This is a genomic window from Synechococcus sp. BL107 (assembly GCF_000153805.1).
GTDB lineage: Bacteria > Cyanobacteriota > Cyanobacteriia > PCC-6307 > Cyanobiaceae > Parasynechococcus.
The window spans coordinates 115,786-139,486 of the sequence record NZ_DS022298.1 but is presented as its reverse complement, the minus strand read 5'-3'; the positions used below and the strand labels follow the sequence as shown (position 1 = coordinate 139,486).

Genomic DNA, 23,701 nt, shown 5'->3' with positions numbered 1-23,701 from the left:
TTCTGAAGTACGCATCAATAACCCAGGTCAAAACGCGTTTTCGCCCCTACCTTTCGCGCACTGAGTTCTGATGCGTGGATTGCCCTCAGGTCTTGCTTGATTTGAAGCGAGTGATTGGGGAGGAAGGCCGTGCTCTTTTGCAACGCTTTGATTTGCTCCGTCCTCTGGTGGAGCAAATGCTGACGCAGAGCGTTCTTGCCGATGTTGAGGTCTCTGATGAAGAGCTCGATCAGGCCCGTTTGGAGCTCTTGGAACAACGGGGGTATGGGCGGCTTGAGCAATGGTCTGAGCTCTTGAATGAGATCGGGCGTTCCAATCAAGAGGTTGTGGATCGATTGGCCGGTGTGATCCGGCGCCAGTCCTTGATGCGTCAACAATTTTCCGCGAAGGCGGAAGCGCGGTTTTTAGACCGCAAACACGAGCTTGATCAGGTGGTGTACAGCCTGCTGCGACTTGAGAATAGTTTTCTTGCGCGAGAGTTGTATCTGCAAATTGAATCGGGGGAATCCAACTTCGCCGATTTGGCTAAACGCTATGCCGAGGGGCCGGAGCGCAACACCAACGGCATTGTTGGCCCCGTGTCCCTCACGCAGGCTCATCCTGACCTAGTCGAGAAATTGCGGGTTTCTCAGCCGGGGGTTCTTCTTGAGCCCTTCAAAATTTCTGATTGGTGGTTAGTGGTTCGGTTGGAGCGCTACTCGCCGGCCACCTTCATAGATGACATCTCAGACCAAATGTGTCGGGAAATATTTGATGACTGGGTGAGCGAGCAGACCGATTGGTGCCTCGACCAACTGCAGATCGCATCGCATGAGCCAGGCGAATCCCACGATTTGGAGCCGAGGGCGGCGTTCAGTGACTTCAGTATTTCTCAATGACCCAGGCTTCATCCTTCCCATTGCTGACCCATCCAGCCTTTAAAGGGCTGAGTGAAACGGGGGCCAACGACCTTCAAAAGGCGACGCGCCTGTTGAAGTTTGAACTCGGCCAGCAAATGTGCGATGCCGAGGTGATCCCCGCACGGGTGCTTGTGCTGCTGAGTGGCCAAGCCCGATTGGTGGGGCAACAAATGGGACGACTGACCACGGTGGGCAAATTTGGCCCGGGCAGCGTCATTGGAGCGCCAAAGATATGAGCAGATGAATAATGCTGAAGTTCAGATGTTGGAAAATAATTTGGCCTTGCAGGCAGAGATTCTCTCTCGTTATGTGCAGTTAAAGGCTGCTGGTGCCTTTTCGGAAGTGCAGCTTCTCACCCAGAAGAACACAGTTGAGGAAACCCGTGGTCGCTTGATGCAGGCCAGGGCAAACCGGCTTAGACAACTGGCCCTTCTGGATCAGCAGATGGCTCAACTGAATTCTGAGGTTGCAGATATTAGTAGTCGGCTGGCTCAGGCCAGGGTGACGTTGCGCTACCAGCAATTAAAATCACCACTAGATGGAGTGGTCTTTGATTTGCAGCCCACATCTGCTGGTTATACAGCCCAGTCCACTGAAACCGTCATGAAGGTGGTCCCTTTTGGTTCTTTGGAAGCTAGTGTTGAAGTGCCGAGCAATAAAATTGGTTTCGTGAAGGTTCCTGCGGGATGCCCGAAGCAACTTGTTAATTGTATGAATGCAGACATCAGTATTGATTCTTATCCGGCTACTGATTTCGGCATTTTGCCAGGAAAAGTAACGCGAATTGGATCCGATGCTTTGGCTCCTAACCCTCAGGAGCAGCGTCAGGAGTTGAGTTATCCAGTGACGGTCAAGCTCATACAGCAACAATTGCAAATGAAAAGTGGCGTGAAGCTTCCGCTGCAAGTTGGCATGAGTCTTACGGCTAATATCAAGTTGCGGAAGGTGTCTTATTTGCAGTTGTTGCTGGGGGAGTTCCAGGATAAAGCTGAGTCTTTGCAGCGACTCTAGAGGCTATGAAAATCTTATTTGTCCATCAAAATTTTCCCGGCCAGTATATTCATATTATTCAGCATCTAGAACGTCAAGGGGGGCATCAATTAGTAGCTCTAAGTCTTAATAAATTGGATAAAAGGCGTGGATTACCGTCTAATCTGCAACATTTTCGATATCAACTCCGCCGGGGGAATGGGGAAGGCGTTCATCCGCTTGTGATGGAAACTGAAAGTAAGGTGATTCGAGCTGAGGCGTGTACTAATGCCGCGCAACAGTTGAAAGGCCAAGGCTTCATTCCTGATCTTATTTGTGCGCATCCAGGCTGGGGAGAGCCCCTCTTTCTTAAGTCAATCTGGCCGGATGTTCCGTTGCTTTGTTACCAAGAATTCTTTTATCAGGAATACGGTTTTGATTCTAATTTTGATCCGGAGTTTCCTGAAGCATGTGGTTGGGAGTCTCAGGCGAAATTACATATGAAAAATGCTTACTTACATCTCACACTCGATCAGGCGGATTGGAATGTGTCGCCCACCCATTTTCAGGCCAGCAGTTTTCCGGAGTATTACCGGCATCGCATTAGCGTGATTCATGACGGCGTGGATGTAAATCGTGCTGTTCCAAATTCCTCTCCCACTCCGCTTCAATTGTTGGATGGCACCATGCTCGAGTCTGGTCAGCCGATTGTCACCTTCGTCAATCGGAAATTAGAGCCCTATCGCGGCTGCCACATTTTTTTACGCTCTATTCCTGAGCTGCAAAAGCGTTGTCCAGAAGCACGGATTGTGATTGTTGGTGGCACAACTGGTGTTAGTTATGGCGCTGTTTGCCCCCAGGGTGAATGGAAAGATCGTTTTCTGGCGGAGATTGAGGGGCAATACGACCCATCGCGTGTACATTTCACGGGCCAGCTGCCCTACGAGCAATTCATTCCGCTGCTGCAGCTCAGTGCCTGCCATGTGTATCTCACCTATCCCTTTGTGATGAGTTGGAGCCTGTTGGAGGCGATGGCCTGTGGTTGCGCCGTTGTCGGCTCTGATACGGCTCCAGTGCGCGAAGTGATTCGCCATGGGCACAACGGTTTATTGGTCGATTTTTTCTCTCCCGGAGACCTTGCCACTGCTGTGACTGAGCTGCTCCAAGATCGCCAGCGAGCTAAAGCCTTCGGGGTTGAGGCGCGTCGCACGGTGGAGAACACCTACGACCTCGATGTTTGTGTCGAACGCCAGGTGGCGTTGATGGATCTTGTGGCGAGCGGCAGCATGAATGCGTGATTGGCCCCGCAGGCTTCACCCTGCAGACTGATTTATTGATGCAGAACCCAGCACCGTGACGCAGCTGCAGAGCCTGAGGGGGATGGTGGATTTGCTGCCGCAGGCGTTGCAGCGCTGGCAGGCCGTGGAAGCAGAGGCCCGCGCTCACTTTCAACGCTCTGGCTTTGGAGAGATCCGCACGCCGCTGATGGAACCCACGGATCTGTTTTGCCGTGGCATTGGTGAGGCCACCGACGTCGTTGGCAAAGAGATGTACACCTTCAATGATCGTGGCGAGCGTTCATGCACATTGCGTCCTGAGGGGACGGCATCGGTGGTGCGTTCTGCGTTGCAACATGGCTTGCTCACCCAGGGCCCACAGAAACTTTGGTACGCCGGGCCGATGTTTCGCTACGAACGTCCTCAGGCAGGGCGGCAACGACAATTTCATCAAATTGGTGTGGAGTGGCTTGGGGCTTCTAACGCGCGCTCCGATGTGGAGGTGATCGCTCTCGCCTGGGATTTTTTGGCGTCGTTGGGGGTGGGTGGTTTGGAATTGCAACTGAATAGCCTTGGATCAGCAGACGATCGCAAGGGCTATCGCACGGCTCTTGTGGCCTGGCTTGAGCAGATAGCGGAGCAGTTGGATGAGGATTCCCGCGCCCGTTTGTCCACGAACCCATTACGCATTTTGGATTCCAAAAACAAGGCGACTCAAGCGTTATTGGAATCAGCTCCAACGTTGATCGATGCCTTGAGCTCTGAAAGTCGAACTCGATTTGATCTGGTGCAGCAGGGGCTGACCACCCTTGGGATTCCGTTTTGTCTGAATCCTCGCTTGGTGCGTGGTTTGGACTACTACTGCCACACCGCGTTTGAGATCACGAGTGATCAGCTCGGTGCTCAGGCCACGGTGTGTGGCGGAGGCCGTTACGACGGTTTGGTGAGTCAATTGGGGGGTGCGGACACCCCTGCTGTGGGGTGGGCCCTCGGCTTAGAACGCCTGTTGCTGGTGCTGGAGGCAGCTGCAAAAGCCGATCCCGTTGGTCGGGCTGCCCAGGTTGTCACTGCACCAAAGCCGGATGCCTATCTGGTGAATCGGGGTGCGCAGGCTGAGGGAGCGGCGCTTGCTTTGGCACGCGCCTTGCGATCGCAGGGATTGACCGTGGAGCTCGACAGCAGTGGGGCTGCTTTTGGAAAACAGTTCAAAAGGGCGGACCGTTGCGGTGCGCGGTTTGCCCTCGTGCTGGGCGATGAGGAGGCGGGGCGCGGTGAGGTGTTGATCAAACCTCTTCTTGAGAAAGGAGACGAAGCTACCTGGGCAATTGATGCCATTTCCGCGATGGTAGATGTCTTGCAGAGCCGCTAATGCGGATTCATTTAGTCACCGGTGGAGCTGGCTTTCTTGGCTCTCATCTGATTGATCGGTTGATGGACGCCGGTGAAGAGGTGATTTGTCTCGACAATTACTTCACTGGCCGTAAGTGCAACATCGATCGCTGGATCGGTCACCCGCGCTTCGAGTTGATTCGCCACGACGTCACCGAGCCAATCAAGATTGAGGTGGATCGCATCTGGCATTTAGCTTGCCCCGCCTCCCCGATTCACTACCAGTTCAATCCGGTTAAAACCGCAAAAACCAGCTTTATTGGCACCTACAACATGCTTGGCCTAGCCAGGCGGGTTGGGGCGCGTTTGCTCCTGGCGAGCACCAGTGAGGTGTATGGCGATCCTGAGATTCATCCACAGCCGGAGAGCTATCGCGGCTCGGTGAATCCGATTGGGATTCGCAGCTGCTACGACGAGGGGAAGCGCATCGCTGAAACCCTTTGCTTCGATTACCAGCGGATGAATGCTGTTGAGGTGCGTGTGGCGCGCATTTTCAACACCTACGGGCCTCGGATGTTGATCGATGACGGCAGGGTTGTGAGCAATTTCATTGTTCAGGCCCTCCGCGGTGAGCCCCTCACCATTTATGGCGATGGTTCCCAGAGTCGCTCGTTTTGTTATGTGAGTGATTTGGTGGACGGCTTGATGCGGCTCATGGGCGGCGAGCACACCGGTCCGATGAATCTGGGCAATCCCGACGAATTCACGATTCGGGAGTTGGCCGATCAGGTGCGGCAACGCATCAACCCTGCTCTGCCGTTGATTGAAAAGCCTTTGCCTTCAGACGATCCTCGTCAACGTCAGCCCGATATTGGTTTTGCCAAGGGCGCCTTGGGCTGGGAGCCGACTGTGTCACTGGAGCAAGGCCTTGGCCCCACCATCGACTCCTTCCGTAATCTCCTTGCACTTCCAGGGGACGCAGCAGCGTGAAGGTTCAACGCATCTGCTGTATTGGTGCTGGCTATGTCGGTGGTCCGACCATGGCGGTCATTGCTGACCGCTGCCCTGCGATTCAAGTGACGGTGGTGGATCTCAACCAGGCTCGGATTGATGCTTGGAATGATTCAGATCTCACCAAGCTGCCGGTGTATGAACCTGGGCTCGATGCGGTGGTAGCCAGAGCGCGCGGTCGGAACTTGCAGTTCTCGACGGCTGTCGAGGAGTCGATTGCCTCCGCCGATATGGTGTTCATTTCAGTGAACACGCCCACCAAGACCAAAGGGCTTGGTGCTGGTCAGGCCAGCGACTTGCGCTGGGTGGAAGCCTGTGCTCGTCAGGTGGCAACGGCGGCGACAGGCCACACGGTTGTTGTTGAAAAAAGCACCCTTCCGGTGCGTACGGCGGCTGCGATCAAAACGATCTTGGAGGCAGCTCAAGAGGAGGGCTCGTCGCGCAGCTTCTCGGTGTTATCGAATCCTGAGTTTTTGGCCGAAGGGACTGCAATTGGCGATTTGGAAGCCCCGGACCGTGTGCTGATTGGTGGGGAAGAGACCGCGTCTATCGATGCGTTGGCCGAGATTTATGGCCATTGGGTTGCTCCGGAAAAAATCCTGCGAACCAACCTCTGGAGTAGTGAACTCTCCAAGCTCACGGCCAATGCTTTTTTGGCTCAGCGCATCAGCTCGATCAATTCGATTGCTGCGTTTTGCGAGGCCAGCGGCGCTGATGTCCGAGAAGTTGCTCGGGCGATCGGGTTCGACAGCCGGATTGGTCCAAAGTTTTTGAATGCTGGCCCAGGTTTTGGTGGGAGTTGCTTTCAAAAAGACATCCTCAACTTGGTGTATCTCTGTCGTCATTTCGGCCTTCCCGAAGTCGCCGACTATTGGGAAAGTGTGGTGACGTTGAACACATGGCAACAACACCGCATTGCCCGTCTTGTGGTGCAACAGCTGTTTGGCACTGTGACGGGCAAACGGTTGGCGATTTTGGGGTTTGCCTTTAAGGCAGACACCAACGACACCCGCGAAGCGCCGGCGATCCGCATCGCTCGCGACCTACTTGAGGAGGGGGCTCAGCTTTCGATTCACGATCCCAAGGTGGTTGAGGCACAGATCAGCCGTGACTTGCAGTTGGAACCAGCTTCCGAAACTGATACTTTGAGTGGAACGGGTAGTTGGACACCAGCCACCTCGATCGAAGCGGCGGTTCGAGGTGCTGATGCCGTTTTGGTTCTCACGGAATGGCAGGACTATCGCCATCTGAACTGGTCTGATCTTGCAGCATTGATGCGACGGCCGGCTTGGGTGTTTGATGCCCGGGCTGTGGTCGAACCAGCGGCAGTGCAAGCGGCTGGACTCCGGCTGTGGCGTGTTGGTGACGGCGAGAGTTGATGACACGCACTGTTTTGGTTACCGGTGCGGCGGGCTTTATTGGTGCCGCTCTGTCCCAGCGCCTTCTTCAACAGGGCGACCGCGTGGTGGGTGTCGACAATCTCAACACCTATTACGACCCAGCTTTGAAGCAGGCGCGTCTGCGCCAGATCGAGGCAGTCGCCCAAGAAGGCAACTGGCGGTTTGAGCCCCTTGCTCTTGAAGATGGTGAAGCTCTGATGGAGTTGTTTTCAGCTGAACAGCCCCAAGTGGTGGTGAATTTGGCGGCCCAAGCTGGGGTGCGCTATTCGCTTGAAAATCCTGCTGCTTACATCCAAAGCAATCTCGTGGGATTTGGCCACATTCTTGAGGGTTGTCGTCATCACGGCGTGGGCAATTTGGTGTATGCCTCCAGTAGTTCGGTGTATGGCGGTAACCGCAACCTGCCTTTTGATGAACGCCAGCCGGTGAACCACCCGGTGAGTCTCTATGCCGCCAGCAAAAAGGCCAATGAGTTGATGGCGCACACCTACAGCCATTTGTATGGTCTTTCAGCAACCGGCTTGCGCTTTTTCACTGTGTATGGCCCTTGGGGGCGACCTGATATGGCTCCGATGTTGTTTGCCCGGGCAATCTTGGCGGGTGAACCGATCAAGGTGTTCAACCACGGCAAAATGCAGCGCGATTTCACCTATATCGACGACATTGTCGAAGGGGTGATGCGCTGCTGTGATAAGCCCGCCACGACCAATCCTGATTTCGATCCTCTTCAACCTGATCCTGCAACGGCAGCAGCACCGCATCGAGTGTTCAATATTGGAAACAGCCAACCCACTGAGTTGTTGCGCTTCATCGAGGTGATGGAGCAAGCACTGGGGTGTGAAGCCATTAAAAATTTCCAGCCAATGCAGCTTGGGGATGTGGTGGCCACAGCAGCGAATACCTCTGCCCTTGAAGACTGGGTCGGCTTTCGTCCCTCGATGCCGATTGAGGTTGGAGTCGACCGTTTTGCCCAGTGGTATCGATCTTTTTACAGCGTTTAACCGCTATGAAGCTCATTAAAAAAGCCGGCCTTAATGCCAGCTTTTCTAATGGATTGAATTGTTTGATTCAGGCGGAACCAACTCCGGTGTAGGCCCCGAAAAAGAACAAGCCGACGACAAAAAATACTGCCATGCCACCAGCCGTGGCAACAAGCCAAAGTGGCAAAACACCTTCAGTCCAGCGGGAGCGCCAAGCGACTGCAGGACGTCCGTCGGGTAAACGATCTGGAATTCGACCGTCTGGATAGAGAGATTTCTTACTGCTCATGATTCAGGCGCTTAGTTGAAGAAGTAGCTGGACATCAGAACTCCCGTGACAAAAACAAATAACAACCCCAGGTACAAGCTGGTGCGGTTGAGTTCGACCGGAAGATTGTTGGGGTTGGTGTTGCGTTCCATGATTAAGGATCAGCGGCGGATGAACTGCATCGCGGCAAGAGCGCCGAGGAAAAACACAGTGGGAATGCCAAGTGTGTGTAAAGCGAGCCAGCGCACCGTGAAGATCGGGTAATTGCGCGGCGTTGTAGCCATTGGAGTTTGTGACATTGGTTATTTCAGGCGAACGTCAAGTTGAGATTTTCCTTCGTAGCGCTGGCTGACGACAGGAGCTTTGGTGTCTGTGGCTTGGAAGTAAGCATCAGGACGAGGTGTTCCAAATGCGTCGTAGGCAAGGCCTGTGTTGACGAAGAGGAAACCGGCAAGGAAGATTGACGGCAGCGTCACTGCGTGAATCACCCAATAACGGATGCTGGTGATGATTTCGAAGAACGGGCGTTCCCCGGTAGAGCCTGCGGCCATGGCTTCGGCGTTTCAGATAAGTGATCTTAAGAGGTGACGACGGGTTGCTGAGCCCGTCGTTTCATCTCGGTTACACAGCGTTGCCGACCCAGCGCAGCAGATTGCCGCGCTCTCCCAAGACGAAGGCATGGTCGTCGTCAAAGACGAAGCGTGTGAAGTTGCTGGGTTGCTGGTCGCCAACGGGATCGGTCTCCCAGCTGTCGCCACCGTCATGGCTTACCAGGAGGGTGCCATTACCACCGCCAGCCCAAATGCCACCGTCGTCATCCCAAGCCAGGTCCATGTAGCCATAGCCATTGGTGATCGGAATAATCGCCTTGCTCCACTCCTCAACGTTGCCGTCGCCGTCGTTGAGACGAATCTGTGCGCCGCGGGCCACCATCCAGAGATTCCCATCGGGTTGATAGCCGATGCTCTGCAGGCGTTGGCTGCTCACGCGCTGATGGACTTTCCAAACCGTCTCTCCTGGCTCCCAAGTGGCGTAGAAATTGCCAAGACCACTCACGCTCACATAGCTGCCGTTGCTGCTTCGGCGTAGATCACGCACCGCACCAGCAGCGTCGGTCACGCTGGCTTCCCAGCTCTCTCCGCCATCGTTGGTTTTGTAAACAGCTCCCACATTCGTCGCCAGTTCGGCGGTGTCCTTGCCCAGAGCTGTAATTAGGTAGGGCTCCCCAGGAAGCTTGGTGTCAAGGAAAAGACGGGTCCAATTTTGCCCACCGTCGGTGCTGTGCATCAGCAAGCCAGGTTGCCCGGCAATCCAGCCTTCCTGCCCTTCAAAATCGATGCTGATCAACCTGAAGTTTTCTTCATCAGGTAAATCAAGACTGCGATCGTTCCAATGGGAACCGCCATCGTCAGTTTCCCGAATCATCCGGTTGCTTCCAACCAGGAATCCATGGTTTGGATCGGTGAACGACACATCAAGGGGATTCGCCTGGGTTTCCAGATCGATCGCTTGCCAAGGGCTAGTGTCGGCTGTTGGAACGCGAGTGGATACGCATCCACTCAGGCCAACGCCGAGTACAACGACAAGGACAAGATTGACGGCGGATGACAGCAGTCGATTCATGACGAATTGGCTCAGCGCAGGGAATAAAGAGAGAGGAAGAAGGCAAAGCCCAAGGCAAGGCTTCCAAAGATCAGCACGTTCTTCTGGCCGGGGGTCATGCGGTTAACGCCGAGACCGTAATTGAGGTTTTCCTCAAAACCACTGGCTTTCGTGCGAGGACCAATATCTCGAAACGCAGCAACTTTGCTGCGACAAACGGGACAACGAAAACTGAGGGGATCGAGATCGCTGAACGCTGTGCCCGCATCAATGCCCACTTTTTTGACCCCTTCTTCCGGGTCGTAGACGTAGCCGCAGCTGCGGCATTCAAATCGGTGGGTTCTTGGGTCGGTTTCAGCCGCTGCTTCCACAGGCGATTCGGCCGCTTCAGCGGCAGGTTCGCTTTGCTCGACGGACTCAAGTTCGTGGCTCACAGCTGCTTCCACAGGTGATTCGGCCGCTTCAGCGACAGGTTTGCTCTGTTCGACGGACTCAAGTTCGTCGCTCACCGCTCTACTGCTGGGCTGCACGACTCTATCGGCGACAACTCCCCACGGCGAATGCCAGACTGTTGTTACGTACTTGGACGTTCATGTTCGCCCTGCCCGGCTATGACGCCTTTCTAGGGTTTCTGCTGATTGCGGCTGCTGTTCCGGTGCTGGCGCTGGTCACCAACAAGCTTCTGGCCCCCAAAAGTCGTGCTGGTGAGCGTCAACTCACCTACGAATCAGGCATGGAGCCGATTGGTGGTGCATGGATTCAGTTCAATATTCGCTATTACATGTTTGCGCTGGTCTTCGTCATTTTCGATGTTGAAACAGTGTTTCTTTATCCATGGGCTGTGGCTTTCCATCGGCTCGGTTTGTTGGCGTTCATCGAAGCGCTCATTTTTATTGCCATCCTGTTGGTAGCCCTTGCCTACGCCTGGCGTAAAGGCGCCCTCGAGTGGAGCTGAGTTATGCCTGAATCACCATCCATTTCCGCTGTACGCGATCTTCGGGAGGCCACCTGTGGCCCCATTGGTACTCCAGCGGTGACCAATGAGCTGAGTGAAAACATCATCCTCACCAGTCTTGATGATCTCCACAATTGGGCTCGGCTCAGCAGCCTCTGGCCTCTGCTTTATGGAACTGCTTGCTGTTTCATCGAATTTGCGGCCTTGCTTGGCTCAAGATTCGACTTCGATCGATTTGGTTTGGTGCCGCGCAGTTCGCCCCGTCAAGCGGATTTATTAATCGTCGCTGGAACGGTCACGATGAAGATGGCTCCTGCACTTGTTCGTCTCTACGAGCAAATGCCAGAGCCGAAGTACGTGATCGCCATGGGTGCATGCACAATCACAGGTGGCATGTTCAGCGCGGATTCCACGACAGCTGTCCGTGGCGTTGACAAGTTGATTCCAGTTGACCTCTATCTCCCCGGTTGTCCTCCCCGTCCGGAAGCCATTTTTGATGCCGTAATCAAACTGCGTAAAAAGGTTGGCGATGAGTCTTTGGCAGAACGGAGTAAGCATCAACAGACTCATCGTTACTTCACGGTGACCCATCAGATGAAAGCTGTAGAACCTCAAGTCACCGGCGCATACTTGCGCGCTGAAAGTCAGCAAGCAGCATTGGCGGCAGCCCCAGCAGGGCAGACTTTGGCCACGGATGCAGCTGTTTTAAACCCTGCTCCTGAAATGGTTCAGCCATGAGTGATTCAGCTCCAACCAATCCCGCTTCAGAGGAGTCATCGTCGGCGGTAGCGACTCTCGAACCTGGTCCGGTCAGCCAATGGTTAAACACTCAGGGCTTCGATCACGACGTTCTCGAACCCGACCATGTTGGGGTCGAACAGATTGGTGTTGAGTCGGCCGTGTTGCCGATCATTGCTGCCGCGATTAAAAGCCATGGTTTTGATTATCTGCAGTGCCAAGGCGGTTACGACGAAGGGCCTGGAGAAAGGCTCGTTTGCTTCTATCACTTCATTGCCATGGCCGAGCAAGTGGAAGCGATGACCGCAGGTCTGCCCCACGAGCTACGCGAAGTGCGCCTCAAAGTGTTCCTCAGCAGGGAAGGAACGCCATCATTGCCGTCGATTTATGGATTGTTTCGGGGTGCTGATTGGCAAGAGCGTGAAACCTTCGATATGTACGGAATCGAGTTTGAAGGCCATCCCCATCCCAAGCGTTTGTTAATGCCGGAAGATTGGAAAGGTTGGCCACTTCGAAAAGATTATGTTCAGCCCGACTTTTATGAAATGCAGGATGCTTTTTAAGGCGTGCTGCTTGTGGAGACGATCTAATTTTGGGATGACTCTCCTTTGTGCTTTCGGTAAAAGCGCATAACAGCTAAGGCAAGGCTGCGAGGGTCATGGCGCAATGTTGAGGTAGGACGTATCCCTTGGAGAGGGGCTTGGGTGATGTCGTAGCCATCTCTTTTAAGACCTATGGAATCGCAGAGCACCGGTTCGGCTCCACGGGATTGGTAATGCTTGATCAGGGCTGAGCTGGGTAGATCGTCCTGGGCGAGAACGGCAGTAAAAAGACGTTGACTAAGACCAAGGCTGGCGAGTTGGGCTTCGATCGCCCGGAGATGACCGCGCACATCAAGGCCATCCGTTTCTCCCGGCTGAGTCATCAAGTTGCAGATGTAGAGCCGAGGGGTGCGGCTGCGTTGGATCGCTGAAACCAATTCTGGCACTAGCAAATTTGGAAGCAGCGAGGTGTAAAGACTCCCCGGGCCCAACACAATTAAGTCTGCGTTGGCAATGGCTTCTAGGGCTCGGGGGAGGGCTGGGGGGCGCTCTGGGACACAACCCAGCCTCACGATTGGACTGGGGGCACGACCAATGTTGCTTTCGCCTTCGATGCGTTGACCGTTTTCGAGTTCTGCCCACAGACGTACGTCGACGTTGGTGGCTGGCACCACCTGGCCTTGCACGGCTAAGACGCGACTGGATGCGGTGATCGCTGTTTCCAGATTGCCGGTAATGGCCGTCAGCGCTGACAGGAAGAGGTTGCCGAAGCTGTGGCCCTCAAGTCCGCTTCCAGCGGAGAACCGGTACTGAAAAAGACGGGTTAGTAGAGGTTCTTCCGTAGAAAGAGCTGCGAGGCAGTTGCGGATGTCGCCGGGAGGTAAGACGCCCAGTTCACGCCTCAAAACACCGCTACTGCCTCCGTCATCAGCCACTGTGACGATGGCAGTGATGTGGCTGCTATATCGCTTTAGGCCGCTCAACAAGGTCGATAAACCGGTGCCTCCACCGATGGCAACGATGTTTGGGCCACGGTTTAAGCGGCTTTTGGCTCGTAGTGCATCAATGAGCACCGTGTCTTTGTCGGGGGCTAAGGCCTGTTGAATCGAGCCGAAGCTTCGGCTTTGTCCCCATAAAACGAGGGCAACGCCCACAAGCACCACCAAGGGCCCAGTGAACTCTCTTGGAAGGATGGTGGTGAGTGCTCCCAGGAGCCAGCTCAGGGTTTCAAGAATCCAATAAATCGGTTTGAGGTCGGCCCAAACGGCACCACCGATTAAGGCCATCAGTAAGCCCAGGCCAGAGGTGAGAACCCAACGCTTCACCACCAAGCCAGGTTGTAACCAGCGCACGGCGCGCTGGGAACGCGTCATGAGCTCTTGTCGCCGGTGCCCCCGGTTGGCTCTGGCCTTCTGGCGTCTGCTTTTAGGGCGTTTGCGCGCCAAGGGGCGACTCACCAAGTCATGTCATGAACTGTACGGAGCCTTTCCAAGCGCGGCAGGATGGCGACATGTTCCGGACTCTGATGTGCCTCAGCCCCAGGCGGTGGTGGAGATGGACAACCTCACCATGCAGTGGGGGTCAAGACCTGTACTGGACAGGGTGAGCTTGACCATGCAGCCCGGTGAACGTCTCGCTGTGGTGGGCCCCTCTGGAGCAGGGAAATCGACGGTGCTGCGACTCCTGGCCGGCTTGCAGTTGCCAACAAGCGGACAGTTGCACTTATTTGGCGAGTCTCAGGATTATCTGCGGCTGGATCAAACCAACCCCCCGGACGTGCGCTTGGTGTTTCAGAATCCCGCGCTGTTGGCGTCCCTCACAGTGGAGGAAAACGTTGGTTTCTTGCTTCGGGAAAAAGGGAACCTGACCAGTCAGGAGATCCGCGAGCGTGTTGAAACGTGCCTGGAGGCTGTGGGCTTATACGACGTGGCGCATCTCTATCCCGGGGAATTGAGCGGTGGGATGCAGAAACGGGTGAGCTTTGCCCGCGCCTTGATCGATGACCCCCAGCGGGGAGATCAGTCGATGCCTCTCCTGCTGTACGACGAGCCCACCGCGGGGCTTGATCCCGTGGCGTGTACGCGCATTGAAGACTTGATTGTGAAAACCACAACGGTGGCGCGGGGCTGTTCTGTTGTGGTGAGTCATGTCCGCAGCACGATTGAGCGCTCGGCGGAGCGCGTCTTGATGCTCTACGAGGGCCATTTTCAGTGGCAGGGCTCAGTGGATGAATTCCGCAGTTCCTCGAATTCCTATGTGGAACAGTTCAGGACGGGTAGCCTGCGCGGGCCCATGCAGCCTGCGGAGCACTGATCACCATGCGTCGCAGTGTTCGTGATGCCATCGTCGGATTCACGATTCTTGGCGGTCTTGCTGGTTTTGCTGCAACGGGGTTGTGGATGCGTGGGATTCGCTTGGGCTCGAGCGACTGGAGACTCACGGCGAATTTCAATGATGCGGCAGGACTGGCCGAGCGTTCGCCGGTGACCTACCGCGGCATTTTGGTTGGATCGGTGCGCTCGATCAAAGTCACTTCGAGTGCGGTGGTTGCTGAGTTGGAAATCACCAAGGGTGACCTGCGTCTGCCTTTGCCGGTTACGGCCACCATTGGTTCAGCGTCGTTGCTTGGAGGAGATGCCCAGGTGGCATTGATGAGTCGTGGCAAACCCTTGCCGCAAAACGCACCGTTGCCGAAGGCCGCTAATTGCCAAGCCAAAGTTCAGTTGTGTAATGGCGCCACTGTTGTGGGTCGGGAAACGTCCAGCCTCGCCACGGTCACCGACACCCTTCAGGAGTTGTTGACACAAGCCAAAGCCGAGAATTTGATCCCCAATGCGGCCGCTTCGATTGAGCAGATCGATGCCACCGCCAAATCTTTTGAAGACCTGACGGTTCAGCTGCAAGCCGAGTTATCAAAAGTGGATCCCGTGTTGCGCAATCTCCAAGCAGCGACGGCCCACGCCAACAACATTGTGGCGTCGTTGGACAACCCGGAAACATTGTCGAGTTTGCGACAAACGGCGGCGAATGCGGCTGAGCTCACCGCCAAATTGGATGCCGTGGGAGGTGACGTCGAGACTCTTACGTCCGATCCAGCTTTTATGGACGGTCTGCGCAATGTGACCATTGGCCTCGGAGCTTTGTTCTCAGAGGTATACCCAGCCAAAATGAATCCTTAGGACCAATATTGTTTCAATATTGAATAATTAAAGTGTCTATATCGTGCTAATCGCCTCCATGGCAATCGAGGCGATGGCTTGATCGCTGGCCTTTGGTAGTTGGACGTATTTGCCGCCGGCAGCTTCAGCGAGGTCTTTGCCCATCCCGCTGCCGATGAATTTGCGTTCGGTGTCGATCACCAGCAATTTGATACCGAGCATCCGATAGCGGGCCGCCACATCCAGCACCTCCTGCTTCAAATCGGGCTTCTCCTCACCGTCCAGTTCGGGTTGGCCCAGCGACTTACTGAGCGGTACGTTGCCTCTGCCGTCGGTAATGGCGACCACCACGACTTGGCCAAGGTCCCCTGTAGCCAGAGCATTGGCCCCCACCCTGGCTGCTTGGGTAAGTCCGTGGGCGAGCGGTGAACCGCCCCCGCAGGGCATGGATTCAAGCCGTCGCCGTGCGGCGGTGATTGAACGCGTTGGCGGCAACAACACCTCGGCTTGCTCGCCTCGGAAGGGGATTAGCGCCACTTCATCACGGTTTTCATAGGCCTCGGTGAGCAGCCGAATCACAGCGCCCTTGGCGCTTTGCATGCGGTTGAGCGCCATCGAACCACTGGCATCCACGAGAAACACCACCAGGGCACCAGCTTTGCGCTGCAAAAGCTTGGCGCGCAAATCGCCCTCCTCCACGATCACAGCGCGTCCGGGCTGTCGTTCACGCCGCACTTTTTGGTACGGGGCCGCGGCCCGCAGCGTTGCATCCACTGCTATCCGGCGGACGGGTCCCCGGGGCAGCATCGGCTTGACGTAGCGGCCTCGGCTATCGCTCAACACCACCGAGCGACTGCCGCTGTTGCCGGCTTTGCTTTTTGCTGCATTGAACAAAAGGAGATCTGGGTCCACATCAATCGCTTCTGGATCGAGCATGAATTCTTCGGGCACCGCTGGAGGGGCTTGGTCCTCCGGATTGTCGTCATCACTGTCCTCGTCGTCGCTGTTGTCGCTGTTGTCGTCGTCGGCGTTGTCCTCGTCCGAGTTGTTGTCGTCTGGGGTGTCGTCCTCTTCTCCAGATCCCTCCGGCGGGGGAGGCGGATTGTCCTCCTGGCTCTGCTGATCCCCTTGGGATGGTGGCGGCTCTTGCTCTTCTGGTGGTGGGGGCTCCATCTGCTGATCCGGTGGAGGCAATTGCGATGCCCGTGGGGCGATCACAAGAGCAACCGCCACTTGCAGATCGTCTGCTTCAACATGGTCGCGACCGCTCAGGGCGGCATGGGCGCGAGCGACGCGAACGGCGTACAGCTCAGAGCGGTGCCCTTCGACGCCACCGCGGATCGCTTCAGTGACGAGGTATTCGATTTGTTCGCGGCTGATCTGCACATCCGGTAACCATTGACGGGCGAGCAGCAGTTGGGTGGCGAGAGCGTCGGTTTCTTCCTTCCAGGTGTCGGCGAAGCTTCGGCTGCATTGGCCGTGGGCCAGTACCGCGTTGGTGATCTCCACCCGTTGCTCTGTGCTGACCAACTGATTGGCCGAGAGGGCGATCGCAAAGCGATCAAGCAGGTGATCACGAATGTTGCCTTCTTCTGGGTTGTAAGTGGCGATCAGTAGCGGCCGGCAAGGGTGGCTGAGGCTGAGGCCTTCCCGTTCCACTCGGTTGTCTCCGCTTCCAACGGCTGCCAGCATCAAATTCACGATGCCGTCATCGAGAAGATTGAGTTCGTCGACGTAGAGCACCCCCCGATGCGCATCGGCCAAGAGGCCTGGTTGAAAAACGGCACTTCCGCTGGATAGCGAGGCGGCCACATCCACAGCGCCCACCAGACGGTCTTCGGTGATGCCGAGCGGAATTTGTACGAATGGAGCCGAAATCACCTTGGAGGGGGCCTCTCCTGAGATCTGCTCTCGGGTGGTTTGGTCCCATTCATCTCTGTTGTGAGGGTCGAGGTTGCGGCCGATTCCCCCCGCAATGTCGAGGATGTCGATGGGTGGCAGCAGGGTGTGAAGTCCACGGGCCAACACGGATTTACCGGTGCCGCGACCTCCCGCAATCACCACGCCACCGAGGCCTGGGTCGACTGCTGCCAAGAGAAGCGCAAGCTTGAGCGTTCCATGCCCGGTGATCGCCGCCAGGGGGAAGGCACGGGTGGCTTGGTCGTTTTTTGCAACTACACCGCTTGCCACCATGGAGGCTTCTCTTCCCGCTCGTCCACGCCAGTCTCGCTGATGCTCCGCAGTGATGATGTTCCTCTCGCAATCGCCCTCGGTGCCAACCTGCCGAACGCGGGTCTTGGACCGCGTCAAACCCTGCAGGCGGTGCGTCCACTGCTGGACGTTTTGATCAAGGATTGGGCCGGTGTACCCCTGCGGTTGTGTTGGTCGCCGTTAATCGACACAACCCCTGTCGGTGGCCCTCCTGATCAGCCGCGCTACTGGAACGCTGTAGTGGTCGTTCATGGGCTGCTTGCGACTCCATCGAATGGGGCGGCGTTGAGATTGTTGGATGCATTGCACCAGTTGGAATCGCAATTTGGTCGGCAGCGCTCCTTGGAGCAACGTTGGGGGCCGCGAACCTTGGACCTTGATTTGTTGTTTTGGGGAGAGCACCGGATGGAGCATGCCCGTTTGGTCCTCCCCCATCCGCGTCTTCACCTCCGCAGCTTTGTGCTTGAGCCGCTTTTGGCTGCCATGAATCAATCCGCGGCTTGGATCGACTGACCCCCCGGATGCATGCAATGACCCGCCATGCTGGTGACTTGTCAATCCTGATCCGATGGCACCGTTGCCAGCTCCGGAGCCTTTTGAGTTGCTCGAAACCGTCGAAACGGTAGACGTGCGCAAGCTGCGGTTCGAACGCAACAAGATCAGGCTGCCCATGGGGGTGGAGAGCACCTTCGGCATGATTCGTCACCCCGGTGCATCCTTGGCGGTACCGATTACTGACGACGGCCACGTCGTGCTGTTGCGGCAATACCGCTTTGCGGTGCAGGCACGCTTGTTGGAGTTCCCCGCCGGCACCCTTGAAGCTGGGGAAGATCCGCTCGAATCGATGCAACGGGAGCTTGGGGAGGAAGCCGGCTTTAGCGCTGCCCGTTGGGATGCCCTTGGGCCGATGCTTCCTTGTCCCGGATATTCCGATGAGGTGATCCATTGTTTCTTGGCCCGGGAGCTCACGGCTTTAGAGAATCCACCGGCTGGGGATGACGACGAGGATCTTGAGGTGGTCACCATGACCTCCGCTCAATTGGATGAAGCACTGGCGTCGGGAGATGAGTGGCTAGATGGCAAGTCCGTCACGGCTTGGTTTCGAGCCAAACAGCTGTTGGGTCTCTGATGGCAGCGTCCCGCGTTCTCTTTTGGCATCGCCGCGATTTGCGCTTGGCCGACAACCTCGGCATTCAGGCCGCTGTTGAGATCAGCCCTGCGGTGACCGGTGTGTATGTGCTGGATCCAGCCTTGATCCATCCACCTCAAGCGTTGCCACCCATGGCACCGGCCCGGTTGTGGTTTTTGTTGGAGAGCCTGATTGAACTGCAGCAGCGTTGGCGTGCTGCCGGAAGCCGGTTGCTGATCCTGGAGGGTGATCCGGTGCAAATGCTGCCGCCGTTGGCAGAACGACTCAGTGCCGAGGCTGTGGTCTGGAATAGAGATGTAGAGCCCTATAGCCGCGAACGGGATCGTCAGGTGGCGAAGCGGTTGCAGGCTGATGGCCGACAGGTGGTGGTGGATTGGGATCAGCTGCTGATTGCCCCGGAGTTACTCAAAACAGGTGCTGGAGATCCCTATCGGGTGTATGGCCCTTTCTTGCGCAACTGGCGGGGCAAGGTGCAGGCCCAACAGCCCACCACCATTGAGGCTCCTTCAGGCCTTGTTGATTTGGATTCAAGCTTGGTGCCGGAAGGGGATCCCCTAGCTGCGCTTCGCCATGACCATGGATTTCAAGGCACGGAGATCTGCCCCTGCAGGCCTGGCGAATCGGCAGCCCTGGAGCAGCTCACCTGTTTTGCGGATGGAGCTCTCTCGGCCTATGAGCCTGATCGGAATTTTCCCAACGTTGTTGGTACGTCGTATCTCAGTGCGGCATTGAGCGTTGGCACCTTGAGTCCCCGTCAGGCGTGGTGTGCGGCGCAACAGGGTCGTGATCATGCCCGCAGCGATGAGCAGCGCACGGCGATTGCTGTGTGGGAGCAAGAACTGGGCTGGCGTGAGTTTTACCAACAAGCCTTGTTTCACTTCCCTGAGCTGGCGGATGGTCCTTATCGGGAGCAATGGCGACGTTTCCCGTGGGAGAACAACGAAGCGTGGTTTTCCTCTTGGCGGGACGGGATGACCGGCATGCCGATCATTGATGCGGCGATGCGTCAGCTCAATGAGAGCGGTTGGATGCACAACCGTTGTCGCATGATCGTGGCGTCTTTCCTGGTGAAGGATCTGATTTGTGATTGGCGTTGGGGCGAACGCGCCTTTATGGAATTGGAGGTGGATGGCGATCTAGCCGCTAATAACGGTGGTTGGCAGTGGAGTGCCAGCAGTGGCATGGACCCCAAGCCGCTGCGGATTTTTAACCCCGCCACGCAGGCCACAAAATTCGATGCCGATGGGGACTACATCCGCCGTTGGCTACCGGAGCTGCGTCATGTGAACACAAAAGATCTCCTCACCGGGGAGATTGGTGGTTTGGAGCGCCGGGGTTATCCAGAACCGCTGATCAATCACAAAAATCAGCAGGCTCTATTCAAATCCCTTTACGCCACCATCCGTTCTTGACCTGGGCTGCCGCTGGAGGAGCTTTGATTGAGGAGCGTCTCGAGTGCCGAGACGACTTGATCTTGTTGTGTGGCAGTTAATTCAGGAAAAATCGGCAAACTCAGCACTTCACTGCACAACCGTTCCGTCACAGGAAATGTGCCTTCTCCATAGCCCAGGTGGGCGTAAGCGGGTTGGCGATGAATTGGAATTGGGTAGTAAATAATCGTGCTCACCCCCGCATCTTGAAGTGCTTGCTTGAGCCAATCACGGCAACGGCTCTCGGGTAAGCCGTGGGTGGCGCTGGTGGCGGACGTTGGGCAGCTACCTGCACAGAGTCGGGAAGCATTGGCACATGGCCCCACACGCACCACGAATTGATTCCAGCTGTGCCCGTTGTCTCCCTTTGGCAAAACGATGCCTGGCAATGCGGCCAGCCGCTCTAAATAGCAGTTTGCAATGCTGCTGCGGTTCTTGATCCAACCCGACAGTTTTGGCAATTTCACATTGAGCACCGCTGCCTGGATCGCATCGAGGCGGCTGTTGTATCCAAGGGCTGTGTGGAGATAACGCTGGGGCATGCCATGCACAGCAAGCTCGCGCATGGTTTGGGCGAGCCCAGCGTCGTTGGTGGTGACCGCACCTCCATCACCAGCCGCACCGAGGTTTTTGGTGGGGAAGAAGCTAAAGCAGCCCACATCACCGAAGCTTCCTACAGGCTGACCAGCCCAGGTGGCTCCAGTCGCCTGGGCACAGTCTTCGACCACTTTGAGGTTGTGGGTGTTGGCAATGGCCATGCATCGGGTCATGTCCACCGGACGACCGAAAAGATGCACTGGAATCAGCGCCTTACTGCGTGGTGTGATCACCGCTTCGATCTGATCGAAGTCGATGAGATACGTGGTTGGGTCGACATCCACAAACACGGGGGTGGCGCCAACGGCACTGATCGCTTCTGCCGTAGCGAAAAAACTGAAGGAGCAGGTGATCACCTCGTCGCCAGCTCCGATGCCTAGGGCCCTGAGGGCCAGGATCAATGCATCGGTACCGCTGTTGCAGCCCACAGCAAATTCGACACCGGTGGCGGCTGCAAATGCGGTTTCGAAGTGTTGGATTTGAGCGCCGCCGATGTATTGACCGCTCTGCAGCACCGACAGCACGGCCTTCTCAAGATCGCCGCGCAGATCATCGATCTGTTGGCTGAGGCTGAACGGAGGAACCTGCATATAGGAAATCTTAAGCGGTTCAGCCGAACCATTCGGGCTCTTGGCCGGGGTTCCACTTCACGTTGCATCCCACTGAGGCCACCTGGTTTTGGCTGACAGATGTTCCCGTCAGCACCGCATTGAGAGCGGCCCGGAGGTCGTATCCATCCAAGGGTTGGTCGTTGCCGGGCCGACTGGAATCCAGTTGACCCCGGTATTGCAGGGTTGGACTGCTGCCCTTGCTGTCTTGGCTGAAGAGATAAAACTCAGGTGTACAGGCGGCTTGGAGCGATTTCGCCAGCACCTGTTGATCGTCTAATAGATACGGAAATGCCCAGTCATGGCGTTGGGCCTGCTCTGCCAGTTGTGCTGGTCCGTCCTGAGGATGGGTGATCAAACTGTTGCTGCTGACGCCAACGAATTGGACCCGAGAACCAAAGTCGTTCTCCAGCCGAGTGATCTCAGGTTCGATGTGCTTCACGAAGGGGCAATGGGCACAAAGCACCATGAGCAGGATTGGCTGTTGCTCAAAGTCCGTTGAGGCGAACGTTCCGCCTTGGACCTTGACTCCGTTGACCTGGTCTCCGTTGACCCTGGCCAAACGAAACGCTGGTAGAGGTGTTCCCAGGGCCAGCATTGTTGAAGCTGTACGAGCCATCGCAGCGCTGCAGATCCAAATGGTCTCCATCAGGATGACGCCAGACGGCATGGATGGATGCGGCGGGTCTTGTTGCTCTCAGGCCTCGTCATCGGCCTGATGAGCTGCGGTGTTTCATCTGAACCGCCAAGTTGGCGGATTTTTGCCTTGCAGCGGCATGGTGCCCACGACGGCTTGGCCGTCGTGAATCAACCGGATGGCTACGGCATCCACATCGTCTTAGAAACCGACACCAGTAATCGAGAGGTCTGCCAGCCCCGTTGGTTGCCGGACGCGGCTCGTTTGTTCAATGGCAATGGAACCACCCCCTTCAGCTCTGGCCTCGCAAGTCGCGGTGAATTTTTTCAGGCCGTCACCCGCCGCGACGTCTTGAGGGCGCTCCAGGGTGAGCTCAAGCAATTGTGTGCCCTGCGTGCACCAGAATCTCGGTGGACGTGGACGAAGCCTCCGCGGTCAGAAGCGGAGGTGATTCCGGTGGAGCTGCCGGCTTTGGAGGAGGAGGACCTCCTGACGAATCCCGTGGAGGAGCTGAAACGGCTGAAGCAACTGATAATGAATCAACCCGAGGCCTTGTAGAGCTCCCAGACCACCGGCTCGGCTTCGCGCCAATAGCGACTGAATCGCCCGAGACGAGGGGGACGCGGTAAGTCCACAAAGGGCTCCCCATCGAGAATCCAAAGGGGGCAGTCGCGGTTGATGGCCGCCCCATGGCGTTGCAATCGCGGCTCAATGGCACCACTACTGATCACGCCATCAGCTCCATGACGTTCGGCAAACGCCAACACTTCCGCGACGACATCACCCTTACGAAGGGTCACCGGAAGATCCAAACAGCATTCATAGAGAAAGCCCAGGCGCTTGCGGCTGATGTGCTTGTTACGAATCCAGTCTTGATCGAAAACAAACAGAGCCGGGGCGTCTGGGTAATCCTCGAGGGCTGGGTTGGTGATGCCGAGCGATTCCTCATGCACCCAAACAATCGGTCGTTTTAGATCCATCAGAAGCGCTGAGTGCTGGGGTTTGGGCGAGCCGTCGACTTGTTGCGATGGTTTTGTCGACGGGGAGGAACGTCACGTATTGGGGACCGCTGGGCGAACAGGGTGCTCTCGAGTTGCTCGTAGCTGGCGTCGAAGGGGCACTGATTTGCGCTGGAACAGGTCTTGCAGAAACGTCCTTCGCTGTAGCGCTCAAGGTTGTCGCGATTGAAAAAGTAGGGCTTGTGGCTGAAGGTGCTGGCGATCCATTGCCAACTCAAATGGTTGCTGGCGGGATCTCCATCGAGCAAATGCTCGAGGAACCAATCCGCGCCGGCTTTCCAATGCACATGTCGCCAGTGCACCAGCCATGCGGCCATCCACATCCGGGCGTGGTTATGGAGCCAGCCCGTGCTGACCAGTTCGTTGCGAAATCCATCCATGCAGGCCAAACCTGTGCATCCATCGCGGACGTCGTCTGGGAGCTCTCGGCTGTAACTGGCTGCGCTGTGGCCGGTTTTCAACTCTTCTTGGTCGTCGTTGATGCGATCACCCAGGTTTTGCCACATGCGTTGCCAAAAGTCGCGCCAGCCCAACTCATTGATCAACTTGCTCCCGTCATCGCGTTTGCTGATGCCTCGAAACACCGCATCGCGCACCTCCGCCAGGGTGAAAACACCGTGGCGAATGTAAGGAGACAGACGGGTGACGGCGCCGTTGAGGTGATTGCGGCTGCGGGCATACCGCTTCCCATCCATTTTTTGGATTTGCTTTTCGGCTGCTGTCCGACCGCCACGGATCGGGCTGATCGCACCGCTTGCTTCTGGAAACTCTTGTTCCAGCAGGGTATTTAGAGCTTCGCGAGAGCTGATATCTCTTGGCAAATCACCGGCGATTGGAGGCGAAGCAGGGGCTGGCACCGGCTTTTTGAAGCATCGGGCGTTTGATCTTGGCGGGGGATGGGGGAGAATCGCGCGAATTCAA

The 23,701-nt window shown here is 56.3% G+C and carries 29 protein-coding genes; 17 read left to right on the top strand and 12 right to left on the bottom strand.

The window, feature by feature from the left end:
• The first annotated feature begins 74 nt into the window (after positions 1-74).
• Genes BL107_RS00740 through BL107_RS00705 form a run of 8 tightly spaced genes read left to right on the top strand, consistent with a single transcriptional unit; the run spans position 75 to position 7,886 of the window.
• On the top strand, positions 75-878 hold the full coding sequence (locus BL107_RS00740; protein WP_009788339.1) for a peptidylprolyl isomerase: 804 nt from the start codon (positions 75-77) through the stop codon (positions 876-878).
• Entirely contained in the window at positions 875-1,135 is a 261-nt protein-coding gene (locus tag BL107_RS00735) for a hypothetical protein (RefSeq protein ID WP_009788338.1), read from the top strand. The genes BL107_RS00740 and BL107_RS00735 overlap by 4 nt, the downstream gene beginning before the upstream one ends.
• A 4-nt stretch (positions 1,136-1,139) precedes the next feature.
• The gene (locus BL107_RS00730; protein WP_009788337.1) at positions 1,140-1,910 is read left to right on the top strand and encodes an HlyD family secretion protein; all 771 of its coding nucleotides are present in this window, start codon (positions 1,140-1,142) and stop codon (positions 1,908-1,910) included.
• Between the two features lie 5 nt (positions 1,911-1,915).
• Entirely contained in the window at positions 1,916-3,166 is a 1,251-nt protein-coding gene (locus BL107_RS00725) for a glycosyltransferase family 4 protein (RefSeq protein WP_037987817.1), read from the top strand.
• A gap of 55 nt (positions 3,167-3,221) precedes the next feature.
• A complete protein-coding gene (gene hisS, locus BL107_RS00720; protein WP_037987815.1) occupies positions 3,222-4,514 on the top strand; it encodes a histidine--tRNA ligase in 1,293 nt (430 codons plus the stop codon).
• The gene (locus BL107_RS00715; RefSeq protein ID WP_009788334.1) at positions 4,514-5,464 is read left to right on the top strand and encodes a UDP-glucuronic acid decarboxylase family protein; all 951 of its coding nucleotides are present in this window, start codon (positions 4,514-4,516) and stop codon (positions 5,462-5,464) included. The genes hisS and BL107_RS00715 overlap by 1 nt, the downstream gene beginning before the upstream one ends.
• On the top strand, positions 5,461-6,864 hold the full coding sequence (locus tag BL107_RS00710) for a nucleotide sugar dehydrogenase (protein ID WP_009788333.1): 1,404 nt from the start codon (positions 5,461-5,463) through the stop codon (positions 6,862-6,864). Before BL107_RS00715 ends, BL107_RS00710 begins: the two co-directional genes overlap by 4 nt.
• Positions 6,864-7,886 carry an NAD-dependent epimerase gene (locus BL107_RS00705; RefSeq protein WP_009788332.1) on the top strand — a complete coding sequence of 341 codons (1,023 nt, stop codon included), beginning with the start codon at positions 6,864-6,866 and terminating at the stop codon, positions 7,884-7,886. The genes BL107_RS00710 and BL107_RS00705 overlap by 1 nt, the downstream gene beginning before the upstream one ends.
• A 67-nt stretch (positions 7,887-7,953) precedes the next feature.
• On the opposite strand, the gene BL107_RS00700 is transcribed toward BL107_RS00705, so the two are convergent.
• The 6 genes from BL107_RS00700 to BL107_RS00675 all read right to left on the bottom strand — a co-directional run bounded on the left by BL107_RS00700 (position 7,954) and on the right by BL107_RS00675 (position 10,265).
• Positions 7,954-8,154 carry a photosystem II reaction center protein J gene (locus BL107_RS00700; protein ID WP_009788331.1) on the bottom strand — a complete coding sequence of 67 codons (201 nt, stop codon included), beginning with the start codon at positions 8,152-8,154 and terminating at the stop codon, positions 7,954-7,956.
• Between the two features lie 11 nt (positions 8,155-8,165).
• Positions 8,166-8,285 carry a photosystem II reaction center protein L gene (locus tag BL107_RS00695; RefSeq protein WP_009788330.1) on the bottom strand — a complete coding sequence of 40 codons (120 nt, stop codon included), beginning with the start codon at positions 8,283-8,285 and terminating at the stop codon, positions 8,166-8,168.
• 9 nt (positions 8,286-8,294) lie between these two features.
• A complete protein-coding gene (gene psbF / locus BL107_RS00690) occupies positions 8,295-8,432 on the bottom strand; it encodes a cytochrome b559 subunit beta (protein WP_009788329.1) in 138 nt (45 codons plus the stop codon).
• A 3-nt stretch (positions 8,433-8,435) separates the two neighbouring features.
• Positions 8,436-8,684 (bottom strand): cytochrome b559 subunit alpha, encoded by a 249-nt coding sequence (psbE, locus tag BL107_RS00685; RefSeq protein ID WP_009788328.1) that lies wholly within the window; start codon positions 8,682-8,684, stop codon positions 8,436-8,438.
• 70 nt (positions 8,685-8,754) lie between these two features.
• Positions 8,755-9,756, bottom strand: a complete 1,002-nt coding sequence (locus BL107_RS00680) for a photosynthesis system II assembly factor Ycf48 (protein ID WP_009788327.1) — start codon at positions 9,754-9,756, stop codon at positions 8,755-8,757.
• A gap of 11 nt (positions 9,757-9,767) precedes the next feature.
• Positions 9,768-10,265, bottom strand: coding sequence for a rubredoxin (locus BL107_RS00675; RefSeq protein WP_369791559.1), 498 nt, complete (start codon positions 10,263-10,265; stop codon positions 9,768-9,770).
• A 62-nt stretch (positions 10,266-10,327) separates the two neighbouring features.
• On the opposite strand from BL107_RS00675, the gene BL107_RS00670 reads away from it, so the two are divergent.
• From BL107_RS00670 to BL107_RS00660, 3 genes are read left to right on the top strand one after another with little or no spacing between them, the layout of a single operon-like run.
• Positions 10,328-10,690 carry an NAD(P)H-quinone oxidoreductase subunit 3 gene (locus BL107_RS00670; RefSeq protein WP_009788325.1) on the top strand — a complete coding sequence of 121 codons (363 nt, stop codon included), beginning with the start codon at positions 10,328-10,330 and terminating at the stop codon, positions 10,688-10,690.
• 3 nt (positions 10,691-10,693) lie between these two features.
• The gene (locus BL107_RS00665) at positions 10,694-11,428 is read left to right on the top strand and encodes an NADH dehydrogenase subunit K (protein ID WP_009788324.1); all 735 of its coding nucleotides are present in this window, start codon (positions 10,694-10,696) and stop codon (positions 11,426-11,428) included.
• On the top strand, positions 11,425-11,991 hold the full coding sequence (locus BL107_RS00660) for an NAD(P)H-quinone oxidoreductase subunit J (RefSeq protein WP_009788323.1): 567 nt from the start codon (positions 11,425-11,427) through the stop codon (positions 11,989-11,991). Before BL107_RS00665 ends, BL107_RS00660 begins: the two co-directional genes overlap by 4 nt.
• A 23-nt stretch (positions 11,992-12,014) precedes the next feature.
• Here BL107_RS00660 and yvcK read toward each other — a convergent pair whose 3' ends face one another.
• Positions 12,015-13,343 (bottom strand): gluconeogenesis factor YvcK family protein, encoded by a 1,329-nt coding sequence (yvcK, locus tag BL107_RS00655; protein WP_037988620.1) that lies wholly within the window; start codon positions 13,341-13,343, stop codon positions 12,015-12,017.
• 181 nt (positions 13,344-13,524) lie between these two features.
• Here yvcK and BL107_RS00650 point away from each other — a divergent pair, with 181 nt between their 5' ends.
• Positions 13,525-14,283 (top strand): ABC transporter ATP-binding protein, encoded by a 759-nt coding sequence (locus tag BL107_RS00650; RefSeq protein ID WP_198002348.1) that lies wholly within the window; start codon positions 13,525-13,527, stop codon positions 14,281-14,283.
• 5 nt (positions 14,284-14,288) lie between these two features.
• Positions 14,289-15,149, top strand: a complete 861-nt coding sequence (locus BL107_RS00645; RefSeq protein ID WP_009788320.1) for an MlaD family protein — start codon at positions 14,289-14,291, stop codon at positions 15,147-15,149.
• Positions 15,150-15,185: 36 nt separating this feature from the next.
• Here the strand turns inward: BL107_RS00645 and BL107_RS00640 are convergent, their stop codons facing one another.
• Entirely contained in the window at positions 15,186-17,321 is a 2,136-nt protein-coding gene (locus tag BL107_RS00640; protein ID WP_009788319.1) for a magnesium chelatase subunit D family protein, read from the bottom strand.
• 39 nt (positions 17,322-17,360) lie between these two features.
• Here BL107_RS00640 and folK point away from each other — a divergent pair, with 39 nt between their 5' ends.
• From folK to BL107_RS00625, 3 genes are read left to right on the top strand one after another with little or no spacing between them, the layout of a single operon-like run.
• Complete coding sequence (gene folK, locus BL107_RS00635) at positions 17,361-17,852, top strand: 2-amino-4-hydroxy-6-hydroxymethyldihydropteridine diphosphokinase (protein WP_009788318.1); 492 nt, start codon at positions 17,361-17,363, stop codon at positions 17,850-17,852.
• Positions 17,853-17,907: 55 nt separating this feature from the next.
• Complete coding sequence (locus tag BL107_RS00630) at positions 17,908-18,468, top strand: NUDIX hydrolase (RefSeq protein WP_009788317.1); 561 nt, start codon at positions 17,908-17,910, stop codon at positions 18,466-18,468.
• Positions 18,468-19,901, top strand: coding sequence for an FAD-binding domain-containing protein (locus tag BL107_RS00625; protein ID WP_009788316.1), 1,434 nt, complete (start codon positions 18,468-18,470; stop codon positions 19,899-19,901). The genes BL107_RS00630 and BL107_RS00625 overlap by 1 nt, the downstream gene beginning before the upstream one ends.
• On the opposite strand, the gene BL107_RS00620 is transcribed toward BL107_RS00625, so the two are convergent.
• Together BL107_RS00620 and BL107_RS00615 are read right to left on the bottom strand one after the other, a co-directional pair.
• Positions 19,880-21,106, bottom strand: coding sequence for a DegT/DnrJ/EryC1/StrS aminotransferase family protein (locus tag BL107_RS00620; RefSeq protein WP_009788315.1), 1,227 nt, complete (start codon positions 21,104-21,106; stop codon positions 19,880-19,882). The genes BL107_RS00625 and BL107_RS00620 overlap by 22 nt on opposite strands.
• 19 nt (positions 21,107-21,125) lie before the next feature.
• Positions 21,126-21,794 (bottom strand): thioredoxin family protein, encoded by a 669-nt coding sequence (locus BL107_RS00615; RefSeq protein ID WP_009788314.1) that lies wholly within the window; start codon positions 21,792-21,794, stop codon positions 21,126-21,128.
• A 6-nt stretch (positions 21,795-21,800) separates the two neighbouring features.
• Between BL107_RS00615 and BL107_RS00610 the strand changes: the two genes are divergently transcribed.
• Positions 21,801-22,319, top strand: a complete 519-nt coding sequence (locus BL107_RS00610; protein ID WP_009788313.1) for a hypothetical protein — start codon at positions 21,801-21,803, stop codon at positions 22,317-22,319.
• On the opposite strand, the gene BL107_RS00605 is transcribed toward BL107_RS00610, so the two are convergent.
• The gene (locus BL107_RS00605; protein ID WP_009788312.1) at positions 22,301-22,741 is read right to left on the bottom strand and encodes a hypothetical protein; all 441 of its coding nucleotides are present in this window, start codon (positions 22,739-22,741) and stop codon (positions 22,301-22,303) included. The two genes, BL107_RS00610 and BL107_RS00605, sit on opposite strands and share 19 nt — an antisense overlap.
• On the bottom strand, positions 22,741-23,637 hold the full coding sequence (locus BL107_RS00600) for an FAD-binding domain-containing protein (RefSeq protein ID WP_009788311.1): 897 nt from the start codon (positions 23,635-23,637) through the stop codon (positions 22,741-22,743). The genes BL107_RS00605 and BL107_RS00600 overlap by 1 nt, the downstream gene beginning before the upstream one ends.
• Between the last annotated feature and the right edge of the window lie 64 nt (positions 23,638-23,701).

Coding starts and splice junctions, on each gene's coding strand:
- BL107_RS00735 (WP_009788338.1), top strand. CDS start 875: ATGACCCAGGCTTCATCCTTCCCATTGCTGACCCATCCAGCCTTTAAA.
- BL107_RS00730 (WP_009788337.1), top strand. CDS start 1,140: ATGAATAATGCTGAAGTTCAGATGTTGGAAAATAATTTGGCCTTGCAG.
- BL107_RS00725 (WP_037987817.1), top strand. CDS start 1,916: ATGAAAATCTTATTTGTCCATCAAAATTTTCCCGGCCAGTATATTCAT.
- BL107_RS00715 (WP_009788334.1), top strand. CDS start 4,514: ATGCGGATTCATTTAGTCACCGGTGGAGCTGGCTTTCTTGGCTCTCAT.
- BL107_RS00705 (WP_009788332.1), top strand. CDS start 6,864: ATGACACGCACTGTTTTGGTTACCGGTGCGGCGGGCTTTATTGGTGCC.
- BL107_RS00700 (WP_009788331.1), bottom strand. CDS start 8,154: ATGAGCAGTAAGAAATCTCTCTATCCAGACGGTCGAATTCCAGATCGT.
- BL107_RS00695 (WP_009788330.1), bottom strand. CDS start 8,285: ATGGAACGCAACACCAACCCCAACAATCTTCCGGTCGAACTCAACCGC.
- psbF (WP_009788329.1), bottom strand. CDS start 8,432: ATGTCACAAACTCCAATGGCTACAACGCCGCGCAATTACCCGATCTTC.
- psbE (WP_009788328.1), bottom strand. CDS start 8,684: ATGGCCGCAGGCTCTACCGGGGAACGCCCGTTCTTCGAAATCATCACC.
- BL107_RS00680 (WP_009788327.1), bottom strand. CDS start 9,756: ATGAATCGACTGCTGTCATCCGCCGTCAATCTTGTCCTTGTCGTTGTA.
- BL107_RS00670 (WP_009788325.1), top strand. CDS start 10,328: ATGTTCGCCCTGCCCGGCTATGACGCCTTTCTAGGGTTTCTGCTGATT.
- BL107_RS00665 (WP_009788324.1), top strand. CDS start 10,694: ATGCCTGAATCACCATCCATTTCCGCTGTACGCGATCTTCGGGAGGCC.
- BL107_RS00660 (WP_009788323.1), top strand. CDS start 11,425: ATGAGTGATTCAGCTCCAACCAATCCCGCTTCAGAGGAGTCATCGTCG.
- yvcK (WP_037988620.1), bottom strand. CDS start 13,343: ATGACGCGTTCCCAGCGCGCCGTGCGCTGGTTACAACCTGGCTTGGTG.
- BL107_RS00650 (WP_198002348.1), top strand. CDS start 13,525: ATGGACAACCTCACCATGCAGTGGGGGTCAAGACCTGTACTGGACAGG.
- BL107_RS00645 (WP_009788320.1), top strand. CDS start 14,289: ATGCGTCGCAGTGTTCGTGATGCCATCGTCGGATTCACGATTCTTGGC.
- BL107_RS00640 (WP_009788319.1), bottom strand. CDS start 17,321: ATGGTGGCAAGCGGTGTAGTTGCAAAAAACGACCAAGCCACCCGTGCC.
- folK (WP_009788318.1), top strand. CDS start 17,361: ATGCTCCGCAGTGATGATGTTCCTCTCGCAATCGCCCTCGGTGCCAAC.
- BL107_RS00630 (WP_009788317.1), top strand. CDS start 17,908: ATGGCACCGTTGCCAGCTCCGGAGCCTTTTGAGTTGCTCGAAACCGTC.
- BL107_RS00625 (WP_009788316.1), top strand. CDS start 18,468: ATGGCAGCGTCCCGCGTTCTCTTTTGGCATCGCCGCGATTTGCGCTTG.
- BL107_RS00620 (WP_009788315.1), bottom strand. CDS start 21,106: ATGCAGGTTCCTCCGTTCAGCCTCAGCCAACAGATCGATGATCTGCGC.
- BL107_RS00615 (WP_009788314.1), bottom strand. CDS start 21,794: ATGCCGTCTGGCGTCATCCTGATGGAGACCATTTGGATCTGCAGCGCT.
- BL107_RS00610 (WP_009788313.1), top strand. CDS start 21,801: ATGCGGCGGGTCTTGTTGCTCTCAGGCCTCGTCATCGGCCTGATGAGC.
- BL107_RS00605 (WP_009788312.1), bottom strand. CDS start 22,741: ATGGATCTAAAACGACCGATTGTTTGGGTGCATGAGGAATCGCTCGGC.